Consider the following 13,104-nt stretch of genomic DNA (forward strand, 5'->3'; position numbering starts at 1 on the left):
TCGTGACCTACTGCCACATAACGTTGCGGTAGCGACCTAACCAAACACAGGGCGTGACGCGCACCCTCGAACCGACTTGATGCCCCCATCGTGTGAAGAACACACGGTGTATTCCGGACTGACGATCAGTGATCACAGCTGGCAGTCCGGCGAATCGGACGTCCCAGCCAGTACGGTGTGGCGGTGAGCCACGCGCGAGGAGAAGACCCGTTCCTGCCGGAGCACGAGGACATCACGGGACTGATCCCCCGGGGGCTGCGCATCAGCGCCGCGCTCGCGTGGCGGTTCATCGTGATCGTCGCCGCGCTGTACGCGGTGGTGTGGGTGATCGGCTACCTCTCGGTGGTCGTCATCCCGCTGTCCATCGCCCTGCTGGTTTCCGCGCTGCTGGCGCCGGCGGTGCAGAAGCTGGTGGCGCTGAAGTTCCCCCGCGGGCTGGCGACCGCGATCGTGGTGATCGCCGGGCTGGCCGTGCTGGGCGGGCTGCTGACGTTCGTCATCACGCAGTTCTCCTCCGGGCTGCCCCAGCTGCAGCAGCAGCTGAACGCGAGCCTCGACCAGATCAAGAACTGGCTGCTCAACGGGCCGCCGCACCTGCGCCAGGAGCAGATCCAGGACTTCATCAACCAGGCGATCGGCTTCATCCAGAACAACCAGGCGTCCATCACCACGACGGCGCTGACCACGGCGAGCACCGTCGGTGAGATCCTCACCGGCTTCCTGCTGACGCTGTTCATCACGATCTTCTTCCTCAGCGGCGGCGACGGCATCTGGACGTTCCTGGTCCGCGTCGTGCCGGGCCGGGTCCGCAACCGGGTCGACGTCGCCGGGCGCCGCGGGTTCGCCTCGCTGGTCAGCTACGTCCGCGCGACGGCCGCGGTCGCCGTCGTCGACGCGGTCGGCATCGGCGTCGGCCTGTGGATCATGGGTGTGCCGCTGGTGATCCCGCTGGCGACGCTGGTCTTCATCGGCGCGTTCATCCCGATCATCGGCGCCGTGCTGACCGGTGGCGTCGCCGTGCTGATCGCGCTGGTGACGAACGGCCCCATCGGCGCGGTCATCGTGCTCGGCATCGTGATCGGCGTGATGCAGCTGGAGAGCCACATCCTGCAGCCGCTGCTGCTCGGGCGGGCGGTGAAGCTGCACCCGCTGGCCGTGGTCCTGGCCATCACCGCCGGCCTGGTCGCGGGCGGGATCGCCGGCGCGCTGCTGGCCGTGCCGCTGCTGGCCGTGCTGAACGCCGGCGTCCGGTCGCTGCTGCACGAGCGCAACCCGGACCCGGCCGAGGTCGACGTCCTCAAGGACCAGGCCGCGCAGCCGAACGACGCGGAACCCGGCACACCCGACGCCGAGGTGCCGACGATCGGTGAGGACGACGAAGAAGACGAAGAAAAGAACGCCCGCGCGGCGACGGCCGTGAACAAGGACGAAAAGAAGGAATGACCACCGCGCGGACGCCGGACCCGATCACGCCGCTGTGGCGCGGCGTGAACGCGTTCCGCGTGCTCACCTGGGCGTTCGCCGGCGGCACGGTGATCGTGCAGCACGAGCACTACCGGCGTGAGTGGCTGGCCTGGACGCTGCTGGGCGCGATGGCGGTCTGGTCGGTCGTGATCAGCCTGCTGTACCTGCGCGAGCGGACGCGGCCGCCGTGGCTGGTCGTCGTCGACCTAGTGGTCGGCACCGGACTGCTGCTCACCTCGCCCTTCGTGCTGAGCGACGCGCAGTTCGCGCTGAACGTCCCGCTGATCACCACGGTCTGGGCGGCGGTGCCGCCGGTGGCCGCGGGCGCGCGGTTCGGCGCGGTCGGCGGGGTGCTCGCCGGCCTGGTCGTCGGGGTCGCGACCGGGATCGCGCGCGAGAAGTTCGACCTCGACGTCGCGCGCGACGGCGTCCTGCTCGCGGCCGCCGGGCTGCTGGTCGGGATGGCGGCGACGCTCAGCCGGCAGGCCGCGACCCGCCTGGCGCAGGCCTTGCGGAAGGAGGCGGCGACCGCCGAACGCGAACGGCTGGCCCGGTCGATCCACGACAGCGTGCTGCAGGTCCTGGCCCGCGTCCGCAAGCGCGGCAACGAGGTCGGCGGCGAGGCGGCCGAGCTGGCCCGGCTGGCGGGCGAGCAGGAGATCGCGCTGCGGTCGCTGGTGACGACGGAACCGCTGAAGCCGAGCGAGACCGGGACGACGAGCCTGCGCACCGCGTTGCAGCTGCTCGCGACGCCGTCGGTGCAGGTCTCGACCCCGGCGGACGACGTCGAGCTGCCGGCGCACGTCACCGAAGAGCTCGCCGCCGTCACCCGCGAAGCACTGGCCAACGTCGAGAAGCACGCGGGGACGAACGCGCGGGCGTGGGTGCTGCTGGAGGACCTCGGCACCGAGGTGGTGGTGAGCATCCGCGACGACGGACCGGGCATTCCGGACGGCGTTCTCGAGCGAGCGGCCGCGAACGGGCACCTCGGCGTGGTGGAATCCATCCGGGGCCGGGTGCGCGACCTCGGCGGGAGCGCGGCCCTCGACACCGGTCCCGGCCGGGGCACGGAGTGGGAGGTCAGGGTGCCGAGCACCAGGAGCGCGTCATGAGCGAACCACGGATTTCGGTGATGGTGGTCGACGACCACCCGATCTGGCGGGACGGGGTGGCCCGCGACCTGACCGAACACGGCTTCGACGTGCGGGCGACCGCCCCGGACGCCGACGCGGCGCTGCGGATCGCGCGGACCGTGCAGCCGGACGTCGTGCTGATGGACCTCAACCTCGGCACCACCTCCGGCGTCGACGCCACCCGCGAGATCACCGCGGCGCTGCCCTCGACGCGGGTGCTGGTGCTCTCGGCGAGCGGGGAACACCAGGACGTCCTGGAAGCCGTGAAGGCCGGCGCGTCCGGTTATCTGGTGAAGTCGGCGTCCGCGGTCGAGCTGGTGGACGCGGTGCGGCGGACCGCCGCCGGCGACCCGGTGTTCACCGCGGGCCTGGCCGGCCTGGTGCTCGGCGAGTACCGGCGGATGGCCGACGCCCCGGCCGAAGGGGCCGAGCCGCCGCGGCTGACCGAGCGCGAGACCGACGTCCTGCGCCTGGTCGCGAAGGGGCTCACCGCGCGGCAGATCGCCGAACGGCTCGTGCTGTCGCACCGGACGGTCGAGAACCACGTGCAGTCGACGCTGCGGAAGCTGCAGCTGCACAACCGCGTCGAGCTGGCCCGGTACGCGATCGAGCACGGCCTCGACGAGGAGTAGTCACGGCAGCACCGTGATGCCGCCCCAGTCGCCGTTCGGCAGCGCGGCCTTGCCCAGCCGCCAGTTCGGCTCGCCCGGGTGCCAGGCGGCGAGGACGCCGTCCGCGAGCACGAGGTCACCCGCGTCACTCCAGTCCATGCCGCCACCGTCCTGGAGGTGCTCGGTGATGAACGGCATCCCCGGCGCGTGTTCCCAGCTCAGCGAGTCCGGGCGGAGCAGCCAGACGTCGCGCAGCTGCGTGTTGGTGGCCCGGTAGGAATGGACCGCGAAGTCGGCGGCGAACAGGGCGCCCTCCCGCGACGGCACCACGGTCGGCGCGGGCCCGACCGTCGGCCGGCTGAGCTTCTTGCGGCTGTTGTCCCGCAGGTCGACGAGCGTGAGGTCGGTGAGGCCGTCGAGCAGCATCCAGTTCCCGGCGACGGCGAGGATGCGCGGCGCCTGCTGCACCGTGCGGCCGGTCTCCGGCTCGATGAGCGCGTCCGTCGACTCGGCGCCGTCGGCGTTGATGGTGATCAGCAGGCCGTTTTCCGTCTCGGCGCGGACCTGGGTGTGACAGCTGGCGGACTGCCCTTGGCCGAGCTCACCGCCGTCGAGCTTGACGTGCTGGAGCCGGCAGCTGTCCGGCGCGTCCTGCCGGATCACCCACGCACTCGTGCCGTCGGCACCCGGCGCCACCGACCAGGCGCGGCCGAGCGACCGCGGCGGCGTCGCCGGGCCGGTGTAGACGAAGACGTCGAACGGGTCCTTGTCGTTGTGGGCGGTCAGGACGGCGGACTTCCCGACGCGCACGACGCTCATCCCGACGTCACCGCCGGGGTAACCGGGCGGGGTGCCCGCAGGCCCGCGGTCGGCGTCGAAGAGGGTCGGGCCCGTGGTGGGGAGCAGCGCGCTCACGCCGATCCCGCCGGTGGCGGCCACACCGTGGAGGCCCTCCGGGAGCGGGGCCGCGGCGGTCGGCGGCGCGCTGGTCGTCGCCGGAGCCGGCGGCGGAGCGGGCTCGTCACCGGTGCACCCGGCCAGCACGAGGAGCGCCACGCCGAGCGCGGCACCGCGGAATACGGGTCCGTTCAGGGTTTTCCCCCGATCTCCCTGGAGAAATCCGGTTCTACCATCGTGGACATGGGCGAGGAAGAGACCACGACGGCGGAACCGATGACCGAGACCAAGCCGTTGAGCGAGCGCGATCTTCGGGTCTCCGACGACGAGCGCGAGCACGTCGTCGGGGTACTCCAGAAGGCTATCGGCCGCGGGATGATCGATCTGGACGAGTTCACCGAACGCACGGACCGCGCGCTCGCGTCGAGGACGCGGGGCGAGCTGAACACCGTGCTGGCCGACCTCGCCGGCCTCTACCACCCGGCCGCGGCCGGTGCGGCCGCGCCGTCGTACGCGCCTCCGGCGGGGTACCGCGGCGGTTATGTGCCCGGTCAGCGCTTCGAGCTCAACGCGAAGTACTCGTCGCTGCACCGCGGCGGCCCGTGGGTGGTGCCGTCGGAGATGGTGGTGCGCAACAAGTACGGCTCGACCAAGCTGGACTTCACCGAAGCCCAGGTCCAGTCGCCGGTGGTGCACATCGAGCTGGACGCCAAGTGGGGCTCGGTCGAGATCGTCATCCCCGAGCACGCCGCGGTCGACGTCAACGCGATCAGCGACGTCAAGTTCGGTTCGATGGAGGACAAGACCCACAGCAACGGGCGGATGGGCACCCCGCGGTACGTGCTGAGCGGCCGCGTCCACGGCGGTTCCCTGGTGATCCGCCACCCGCGGCGCGGGCTCTTCGGCTAGCCGGGGCCCCTCTGCCCCCGGCGTCAAGAAGGCCTCCCCCGCCCAGGCATCGGGCGGGGGAGGCCTTCGCCGTCACACGGCGAGCGGCTGCGCGGACCGCAGGTGCCGGGCGACGAACCAGACCAGCACGGCGAAGGCGACCGCGCTCAGCCCGGCGACGGCGTGCAGGCCGACGGCCTCGTCGTGGGAGCGGACGATGGCGTTGCCCAGCGTGCCGACGGTCGCCATGCCCAGCGCGTAACCGAACTCGTTGACGGTCTGGGCGAGCGACGCGGCCGCCCCGGCCTTGCGCGGCGGCACCGAGCCGATGACGAGGTCGGTGCCGAGCGCGACCATCGGCCCGACCCCCAGCGACGTCACGGCGAACCCGATCGCCGGCCACACCGGCCCGGCGTCGGCGAAGGCCAGCACGACCATGCCGAGCGCGGCCAAGGCGACACCGCCGGCGATCAGCGTGCCGGTCGGGAACCGCCGGGCCAGCACGGGAGCGGCGAGGAAGCTGACGGTGGAAGCGCCATCCCGGGCAGCAGCCCGAGCGCGGCCCCGACCGGCGAGAGGTGCAGCGAGAGCTGGAAGAACTGCGCGACGAACAGCATCGTGGTGCCGCCGAGCATGCTGAACAGCAGCATCCCGCCGAGCGCGGTGCGGAACGCCTTCCCGGCGAAGAGCCGCAGGTCGAGCAGCGGTTCGTCGAGCGTCCGCTGCCGCTTCACGAAGACGTACCCGACGGCGATCCCGGCGACCAGCGCCGTGACCGGCAGCGGGTGGACGCCGTCGCGAGCGAGCTCCTTGACGCCGTAGACGGCGGGCAGGATCGCGGCGAGGGAGAGCCCGACACTGGGCAGATCGAGGCGGCCGGCGGTCTCGTCGCGGTACTCGGGCAGCAGTTTCGGGCCGATGACCAGGAGCAGCACCATCGCCGGGACGCCGAGCAGGAAGACCGAGCCCCACCAGAAGTGTTCGAGCAGGAACCCGCCGACCATCGGCCCGATGATCGCCCCGACGGTGAAGCACCCGGCCCAGATCCCGATCGCCGACGCGCGCTGCCGGGCGTCGGTGAACATGGTCCCGATGAGCGCCAGGATCGAGGGAGCGAGCGTCGCCCCGGCGATCCCGAGCACCGCCCGCGCGGCGATGAGCATGGCGGCGCTGGTCGAGAAGGCTGCGGCGACGGAGGCGAGCCCGAAGGCGGTGGCCCCGACGAGCAGCAGCTTCCGCCGGCCGATCCGGTCCCCGAGGGTCCCCATGGTGACCATGAACCCGGCGACCATGAAGCCGTAGGTGTCCATGATCCAGAGCTGTTCGGTCCCATCGGCGTGCAGGCTCACGGCGAGTTTCGGCAGCGCGAGGACGAGTACGAAGACATCGAGCGAAACGAGCAGGGTAGGCAGCGCGAGCACGGCCAGCCCGACCCACTCCCGCCGCCCGGCCCGGGTACTTGTGGTCATGTCGCTGTCCTCCCGGCTCGGCTTTCCCTTTCACCCCTGCGTCGAGCGGGACGGGCCGGAATCGACAGTTCTCCGCTTCTTGCTTTCTTCCGGACGTCTTCCGGACGCGGTGAAGGCCACCTCGGACTTGGTCCGAAGTGGCCTTCACGGACGTTGTTGTCCACACCCCTCGAACGTTGTGGACAACTCCGCCTCCCAGGTTCGCACAAACTCGGACCGTCGGTGATGACCGATAGACTGAGCGTGGGGCTGCCCCCCTGGGGAGGGCGGGGGGCGCGGCACCGTCGTCACCCGATCGGGCAAGGCGCGGGGTGACTCCGACCTTGCCGGGGCCATCCCTCCGACCGGCTCAGGCGTCTGGGCCCGAGGCGGCACGTCTGCGCGCGACCTGCCGGGTGACCGGGTACCGAGGATCAGGGGCGAGCGGCGGCACGCGCCGCCGTCGGGTCCGACGTCGCCAAGGCCGCTTCCGCCACAGCCTCGCACTCCGCCAGCGTCGTGCTCGCCAGGCTGGCGCCCACCGTGCGGACCGCCGGGGCGTTCATCGACAAGCTCGTCAGGCCGAGGCCCGTCAGGACCAGCGCCAGCCGGGGGTCGGCCGCCGCTTCGCCGCAGACGCCCGCCGGTTTGCCCGTGGCCTTGGCCGCGTCGCCGATCAGCTTGAGCAGGCGCAGCAGCGCCGGCTGCCACGGGTCGTTCAGCTTCGCGACCGCGCCCAGCTGGCGATCCGCCGCGAACGTGTACTGCGCCAGGTCGTTCGTGCCGACCGAGACGAAGTCGACGACCTCGAGGATTTCGCGGGCGCTCAGCGCCGCCGCCGGGATTTCGATCATCACGCCGGCCCGGGCGATCCCCGCCGCGCGGACGCGGTCGGCGAACCAGGCGGCTTCCTCGACCGTCGCGACCATCGGGGCCATCACCGAGACCTCGGCTCCCGAGTCCTCCGCGGCACCCGCGATCGCTTCGAGCTGGCGGTCCACGACCTCCGGGCGGTCGAACGCCACGCGCAGCCCGCGCACCCCGAGCGCCGGGTTCGGCTCGGCTTCCGGTGACAGGAACGCCAGCGGCTTGTCGGCGCCCGCGTCCAGGGTCCGCACGATCACGGGCTTGCCGCGGAACGGCGACAGCACCGCGGTGTAGGCCGCGCGCTGGTCGGCCACCGACGGCTCGTCCGGCGCGTCCAGGTAACAGAACTCGGTGCGGAACAGGCCGACCCCTTCGGCGCCCGCGTCCGCCGCGGCCTGCGAGTCGGCCGGGGAGCCGACGTTGCCGTAGACCTTCACGCGGTGGCCGTCGGACGTCGCGCCGGTGCCGTTCCACTCGGCCAGCTGCGCCACCGTCGCGGTGACGACCGGGGCCGCGGGGTCGGCGACCTCGACGGCACCCGTGTCACCGTCGACCGCAAGCGCTTGCGCATCCAGCGCGAGCAGCCCGCGGACCGCGACGACGGCCGGGATGCCGAGCGCGCGGGCCAGGATCGCGGTGTGGCTGGTCGGGCCACCTTCTTCGGTGACCAGCGCGAGCACCTTCGCCGGGTCGAGACCGGCGGTGTCGGCCGGCGCGAGGTCGCGGGCGACCAGCACGCTCGGCGACGCCAGCTCGGGCACCCCCGGCGGCGCGATGCCGAGCAGCTCGGCGATCAGCCGGTCACGCACGTCTCGGACGTCGCGGACGCGTTCCGCCATGTACCCGCCCGCGGCGGCCAGCGCCTCGGCGAAGCCCTCGGCGGACTGGTAGATGGCGCGTGCGGCGGGCAGTCCCTGGGTCTTGACCAGCTGTTCCGCCTGCGAGGCGAGCGCCGGGTCGGCGGCCATCGCGGCGGTCGTGATCAGGATCGTCGCCGCTTCGCCGGACGCGGTCTCGGCCTGTTTCTCCAGGCGCGCGGCCACGGCCTCGGCAGCGGGCGCGATCCGGGCGGCCTCGGCGGCCGGATCGGCCGGGGCCGGAGTGGCGGCGGGCTCACCCAGCGGCTCCGCGACGCGGACGACGGGACCACTCGCGCGGCCGGGGCTGACGGCGACCCCGGACAAAGGCCCCACCGACGTACGTCCCTCAGCGGAGGCGGCATCAAGCTCAGACGACATGGTCTAGACCATAGCTCAGATAGGCCTGGATATCTCGTGGTGGCGGGCACAAGCCGCGGCGACGTACCTGTTCGAGCACCGGCCGGACCTCCTCGTGCCACCAGGATTCGGCCAGTTCGTCGCGGCTGGACACCGGCCGTCCGGCCAGCATACGACGGAACCCCCAGGCCTCCGCGCTGTCGGCGAGCCGGAACCAGTCGGCCGGATCGTCGAGCCACAGCCCGAAGCGGACGTCGTCCGGCAGCGGCACACGCTCCAGGAACAGCCGCTCCGCGGTCTTCGACGGCAGGTCCGCGAGCGTCAGGCAGCGCATCGCGCACGCGATCGTGCAGATCCGCCGGACCCGCGCGCGGATGGTGCGGGCGCCGCGAGCCCGCTCGATGGCGACGCGGTGGTGGCCGTCGTCGACGAAGAACATGTCGGTGCCGCCTTCGAGCCGCACGAGCCGCACCGGCGGGAGCTCGGCCGACGTCCGCGTCAGGCTCTCCCAGCGTTCGCGCAGGGCCCGGTTGCGCGGCCGGAACTCGCGGTCGAAGTCGCCGGCGCGGGCCACGGTGCCGACGATGTCCTCCAGCGGCACGTCGTAGCCGCCTTCGTCGATCTCGAACTGCCTGCCGAGCGCCTTCAGCGTCTCGTCGAGCGGCATGATCGCGAGGTGGTCCGCGCGTCTCGCTTCGGCTATCGCCCTCAGCTGAGCTGCGTAGCCACGCCACCAGGCCGAGCCGAACGAATCGCCCATGTGAGGTGCAACACGGGCGTCCGGACGATCATTCCCCCAGGTCAGCGGCCGTCGGGTAGGACGGCTGTGCGCCATGCCGGGTGACGCTGAACGCCGCGACGCGCACGGCACGCTTCGCCGCGGCGACCAGGTCGGCGCCGTCGGCGAGGGACGCCGCGAGAGCGCCGGCGAAGGCGTCCCCGGCCCCGGTGCTGTCGACGGCCTCGACCTTCGGCGACGCGACTTCGGTGGCGGAACCGGCTTCGACGACGACCGCGCCGGCCGCGCCGAGCGTGACGACGGCGGCGCGCGGGCCGAGGTCGAGCAGCTTCCGGAAGTCCGCGCCGGGCCCGGTCAGCCAGGCGGCTTCGTGCTCGTTGACCAGCAGGACGTCCAGCTTGGCCAGCGTCTCGGCGGAGACCTTCGCCGCCGGCGACAGGTTCAGCAGGACCTTGACGCCCTTTTCGGCGGCCTTCGCGACGGCGTGCTCGATGGTCGGCACCGGCACCTCGAGCGAGGCGACCATGACCTGCACCCCGTCGAAGACGGCTTCGACGTCGGCGGGTTCGAGGCTCGAGTTGGCGCCCGGGGAGACCAGGATCGAGTTCTCGCCGTCCGGGGTGACGGTGATGTAGGCGATGCCGGTCGGCCGGTCGCTGGTCCGCACCAGCCCGGTGTCGACGCCCGCGGCGCGGAGCGAATCGAGCAGCAGCCGGCCGTACGTGTCGTCGCCGACGGCGCCGAGCATCGCGACGTCCGCCCCGAGCCGCCCGGCCGCGACCGCCGTGTTGGCGCCCTTGCCGCCGGGGGAGAGCACGGTGTCGCCGCCCAGCACGGTCTCGCCCCCGCCCGGACGCCGATCCACCGCGACGACGAGGTCGGCGTTGGCGGATCCCACAACGAGCACGTCCGAGTTCATGGACGTACTTTGCCACGAAACACCGTCCGACCAGGTCATCAGGGTCGTCGCGGAAGAAAGTGAAGGTTTTTGTAACTTATCCGGGGCTGAGTGCGACAATCATGCGAGCAGCGGATGTCCGTCACTCGTTCGGGGGATGCATGTCCCCCGGACGTCACTTCAGAGACCGGCTCCGCTCTCTTGGTGCGTCATCGCGGAGACGTGATGACGTGGCCCGACCGGCGCGAGCCGGGCAGGGCATCGGGTCGCCGGCGCCGATCACGTAGCCCCCCGAGTGATCGGCGTCGGCGGCGCCCCCGCCGCCACGCCGGCGGCGAACTCCCGGAAACCGGCTTGGGGCCGATCGGCAACGAAGTCACTGGCGTACACCAGCGCGCTCGGCCAGGCGCACGCTCGCGGGCAGGACCCCGCGAATGCGCGCCTCGAACTCCTTCGCAGCCGTCGCGCTCAGCGCGCACGGCAGCCGGTACCAGCCATCGCCCTGGCGCAGGTGCCCGAGTTCGGGGCGGTCGAGCGGGAAGTCGTCGTCCGCGGGCCGGAATTCGACCAGTCCGGACGGCGCGCGCAGCTCCGCGATTTCCGGCCAAGAGACCACGATCTGCCGGTAGTAGGACCTCCAGTGGAGACCGGCGGCCGAAAGCTCCAGGGTGATGCGGAACTTCCGAGAGCGACTCCGCTGTTCGAAGATCTCCAGCCAGACCGCTCCGACGAAGACGGCGATGAAAACGACCTGGCACGCGGAGCGAAACCCGTTCCGCGGACCGAACTCGATCGCGACGCCGAGCCCCAGCTCGATCATGAGGGCGAAGAACTGGATCAGCCGCAGCCCTGCTCGGTTCCAGCCGTTCACGTGGATCGTGACGGCGGTGGCGAGCACCGCACCGGACGGCATCGGCGACCGCGGAGCCGCCACTGTTCGCCCTTGCCGGACCGGGCGGTCATCGGTCACGCGTTCGGCGTTGACCTTGACGTACTTCGCCAGCGCATCGCGCACGCGCGGCGTTTCGCGGTCATCCAACTCGATTCCCGCCACCAGGTAGTCGCCGTCGCTGATGCGAACCAAGCTCCGGTGCAGGTCCTCGAACCGATCGACGGCGGGGCTGAGCACCACCTGATCGTTGTTCCGCGTCACCACCGAAGCTGCGCGAAGTTCGTCCCAGCGAACCGCCCAGGCGACACCGCCGATCACCCGCGAGATCCCCGTCGAATCGATGACGAGCTCGTTGACCACGGGCTTCTTCAGCGACCGCCGGACCAGGTTCAGGCCGAGGAGCCCGAACGCACCGCCGAAGACGAACCCGGCGAGCCGAGGGCTTTGCTGAGTCGAGGCCAGGGCCATCCACAGAAACCCGGACGCCACCAGAAGCAAGACGACGGCGAAAACCCAGTGCCGGCCGGCGGTCCGGGAAACGACGAATCGGTCCCCTTCCGGCACGCTCACTCGATCGAACCCGAGATCCGCCGGCCACCCTGGTGGTCGAAGACAGGCTGTCGAGCGGCGGTCTGCTCGTCCGGCGACTCGTCATCGTCATCGCCCTCGTCATCGCCGTCGAGCCCCTCGGCCAGGTGCTTCAGGACTTCCTTGCCCGCTTCCTCCTTGGTGGCGTTCTTGAGCTCTTCGCCGAACTTCTCGCCGAACTTCTCACTGAACTCCCGACGGGCGTCGTTGGTGAACTCCCGCCCGGCGTCCCGCAGGTTCTCGCCGATGGAGTGCTCCGAGGAAACGACCTGGCCCCACTTCTGCCGGGTGGGGCGCGCTTTCCGGACCTTGTCGGTGAAGGACTGCGCATCCTTCGACTCGAGCATGCCGCCGACTCGCCGGAGCGGGCCGGGCAGGCGGTCGGCGCCCCGCCGCAGGACGTCCTTGACCCGGTTGAAGATGCCGCTGATCCGGTGGAAGAGCTCCTGGGCCTTCTTGAAGGCCTTGACCAGCTTCTTGATCCACTCCATGCACTTGCTGCCGGTCTTGACGGCTTCCGCGGTGCCCTCGGTGGCCATGCCCGCCGGCAACGCCGGCCCCGGGTAGCGACAGGCGATGCTGATGAGCTTGCCGACGCATTCGGAAATCAGGTCCCGCACGATCGAGCGCACGACGCTCAGAATCGTCTTGCAGATCTCGACCAGCTTCGAGATCGCGTTGGCGCCGGTCGCCACGCCCGCATACGTCGCCGCGCGATCGTCGGTGAAAGCGCGATACGCGTCGGCCGAGGGACCTGTCCAGTTTTCGCTGTCCTTCTTGACCGTGTCCTGGAGGTCGGTGCTGATCTTCTCCAGCTCTTTACCGACGTTCTCCCAGGTCCCGACCATGTTCTCCAAGGCCGTCTGATCGCCCGTGAGCCAGTCGAGCGGCTCTCGCAACCACGGGAAGAACTCCATCGCCCAGCCGACCGCGGCGGAGGCCAGCGTGCCGATGGGATCCGCGACGAGTTCCGCGATGCCCCCCGCGCCGAACGCGGCGTTGGCCAGTCCCTCGGTCCAGTTGCCGTCGGCGACGGCGGTGCCCGCGTCCCAGAAGTCCTGGAAGAGACCCGCACCTTCGAGCGCGCTGCGGTCGTCTTCCGCATCCGTCTTGATCAGCGGATTCGCGGCCGCCTGCGACTCGGCCATCAGTCCTCCACCTTGAACAGGTCCTCGAATTCAGCCTCGTCGGCGTTCTTCATCTGCTGCCACAGCTGAATACGGGCCGAGTGGTCGTACGACGCGGTCGACGCCGATTCGATCGCGATCTCCGCGACCTGCTGGGCAACGGCGCAGATCGCCGCGAGCGGGATCCCCAGCAGGCCGAAAGCCTCGGGGTGCTCCGTCGCCTGAGCGGCTTCCTTGCACCGATCGATCCGGTCCGTGAGTGCCTCGATGTGTTCCCGGTGCGTCTGCAGCTCATGCGTGTCGACCGCGAAGCCCGGGCCACCTGGTCCCGCCAT

13 protein-coding genes are annotated in these 13,104 nt (G+C 71.2%); 4 read left to right on the forward strand and 9 right to left on the reverse strand.

The annotated features are described in order from the left end of the window. Positions 1 to 183: 183 nt before the first annotated feature. From OHS18_RS30520 to OHS18_RS30530, 3 genes are read left to right on the forward strand one after another with little or no spacing between them, the layout of a single operon-like run. Positions 184 to 1,443 (forward strand): AI-2E family transporter, encoded by a 1,260-nt coding sequence (locus OHS18_RS30520; protein ID WP_328613214.1) that lies wholly within the window; start codon positions 184 to 186, stop codon positions 1,441 to 1,443. Then, positions 1,440 to 2,576, forward strand: coding sequence for a MacS family sensor histidine kinase (gene macS / locus OHS18_RS30525; RefSeq protein ID WP_328446789.1), 1,137 nt, complete (start codon positions 1,440 to 1,442; stop codon positions 2,574 to 2,576). Before OHS18_RS30520 ends, macS begins: the two co-directional genes overlap by 4 nt. Then, entirely contained in the window at positions 2,573 to 3,229 is a 657-nt protein-coding gene (locus OHS18_RS30530; protein WP_328446787.1) for a response regulator transcription factor, read from the forward strand. The genes macS and OHS18_RS30530 overlap by 4 nt, the downstream gene beginning before the upstream one ends. Here OHS18_RS30530 and OHS18_RS30535 read toward each other — a convergent pair whose 3' ends face one another. Next, positions 3,230 to 4,264 carry a hypothetical protein gene (locus OHS18_RS30535; RefSeq protein ID WP_328613215.1) on the reverse strand — a complete coding sequence of 345 codons (1,035 nt, stop codon included), beginning with the start codon at positions 4,262 to 4,264 and terminating at the stop codon, positions 3,230 to 3,232. Positions 4,265 to 4,348: 84 nt separating this feature from the next. Between OHS18_RS30535 and OHS18_RS30540 the strand changes: the two genes are divergently transcribed. Beyond that, positions 4,349 to 5,014 carry a DUF1707 SHOCT-like domain-containing protein gene (locus OHS18_RS30540; RefSeq protein ID WP_328613216.1) on the forward strand — a complete coding sequence of 222 codons (666 nt, stop codon included), beginning with the start codon at positions 4,349 to 4,351 and terminating at the stop codon, positions 5,012 to 5,014. A gap of 72 nt (positions 5,015 to 5,086) precedes the next feature. Here OHS18_RS30540 and OHS18_RS30545 read toward each other — a convergent pair whose 3' ends face one another. From OHS18_RS30545 to OHS18_RS30580, 8 genes are all read right to left on the reverse strand, one after another. Continuing rightward, on the reverse strand, positions 5,087 to 5,497 hold the full coding sequence (locus OHS18_RS30545; RefSeq protein WP_328613217.1) for a hypothetical protein: 411 nt from the start codon (positions 5,495 to 5,497) through the stop codon (positions 5,087 to 5,089). Then, the gene (locus tag OHS18_RS30550; RefSeq protein WP_328613218.1) at positions 5,464 to 6,462 is read right to left on the reverse strand and encodes an MFS transporter; all 999 of its coding nucleotides are present in this window, start codon (positions 6,460 to 6,462) and stop codon (positions 5,464 to 5,466) included. Before OHS18_RS30550 ends, OHS18_RS30545 begins: the two co-directional genes overlap by 34 nt. Positions 6,463 to 6,875: 413 nt before the next feature. Then, entirely contained in the window at positions 6,876 to 8,546 is a 1,671-nt protein-coding gene (gene ptsP, locus OHS18_RS30555; RefSeq protein ID WP_328446779.1) for a phosphoenolpyruvate--protein phosphotransferase, read from the reverse strand. Then, entirely contained in the window at positions 8,536 to 9,285 is a 750-nt protein-coding gene (locus OHS18_RS30560; RefSeq protein WP_328446777.1) for a hypothetical protein, read from the reverse strand. The genes ptsP and OHS18_RS30560 overlap by 11 nt, the downstream gene beginning before the upstream one ends. Positions 9,286 to 9,313: 28 nt before the next feature. Beyond that, entirely contained in the window at positions 9,314 to 10,183 is an 870-nt protein-coding gene (locus OHS18_RS30565) for a ribokinase (protein WP_328613219.1), read from the reverse strand. Between the two features lie 355 nt (positions 10,184 to 10,538). Then, on the reverse strand, positions 10,539 to 11,624 hold the full coding sequence (locus tag OHS18_RS30570; protein ID WP_328613220.1) for a hypothetical protein: 1,086 nt from the start codon (positions 11,622 to 11,624) through the stop codon (positions 10,539 to 10,541). Continuing rightward, entirely contained in the window at positions 11,621 to 12,790 is a 1,170-nt protein-coding gene (locus tag OHS18_RS30575; protein WP_328613221.1) for a WXG100 family type VII secretion target, read from the reverse strand. The genes OHS18_RS30570 and OHS18_RS30575 overlap by 4 nt, the downstream gene beginning before the upstream one ends. Further along, positions 12,790 to 13,104 carry a hypothetical protein gene (locus OHS18_RS30580; RefSeq protein ID WP_328613222.1) on the reverse strand — a complete coding sequence of 105 codons (315 nt, stop codon included), beginning with the start codon at positions 13,102 to 13,104 and terminating at the stop codon, positions 12,790 to 12,792. The genes OHS18_RS30575 and OHS18_RS30580 overlap by 1 nt, the downstream gene beginning before the upstream one ends.

The organism is Amycolatopsis sp. NBC_00355 (assembly GCF_036104975.1).
Taxonomy (GTDB): Bacteria; Actinomycetota; Actinomycetes; order Mycobacteriales; family Pseudonocardiaceae; genus Amycolatopsis.

Coding starts and splice junctions, on each gene's coding strand:
- OHS18_RS30540 (WP_328613216.1), top strand. CDS start 4,349: ATGGGCGAGGAAGAGACCACGACGGCGGAACCGATGACCGAGACCAAG.
- OHS18_RS30565 (WP_328613219.1), bottom strand. CDS start 10,183: ATGAACTCGGACGTGCTCGTTGTGGGATCCGCCAACGCCGACCTCGTC.
- OHS18_RS30530 (WP_328446787.1), top strand. CDS start 2,573: ATGAGCGAACCACGGATTTCGGTGATGGTGGTCGACGACCACCCGATC.
- ptsP (WP_328446779.1), bottom strand. CDS start 8,546: ATGTCGTCTGAGCTTGATGCCGCCTCCGCTGAGGGACGTACGTCGGTG.
- macS (WP_328446789.1), top strand. CDS start 1,440: ATGACCACCGCGCGGACGCCGGACCCGATCACGCCGCTGTGGCGCGGC.
- OHS18_RS30575 (WP_328613221.1), bottom strand. CDS start 12,790: ATGGCCGAGTCGCAGGCGGCCGCGAATCCGCTGATCAAGACGGATGCG.
- OHS18_RS30550 (WP_328613218.1), bottom strand. CDS start 6,462: ATGACCACAAGTACCCGGGCCGGGCGGCGGGAGTGGGTCGGGCTGGCC.
- OHS18_RS30580 (WP_328613222.1), bottom strand. CDS start 13,104: ATGGCGGGACCAGGTGGCCCGGGCTTCGCGGTCGACACGCATGAGCTG.
- OHS18_RS30560 (WP_328446777.1), bottom strand. CDS start 9,285: ATGGGCGATTCGTTCGGCTCGGCCTGGTGGCGTGGCTACGCAGCTCAG.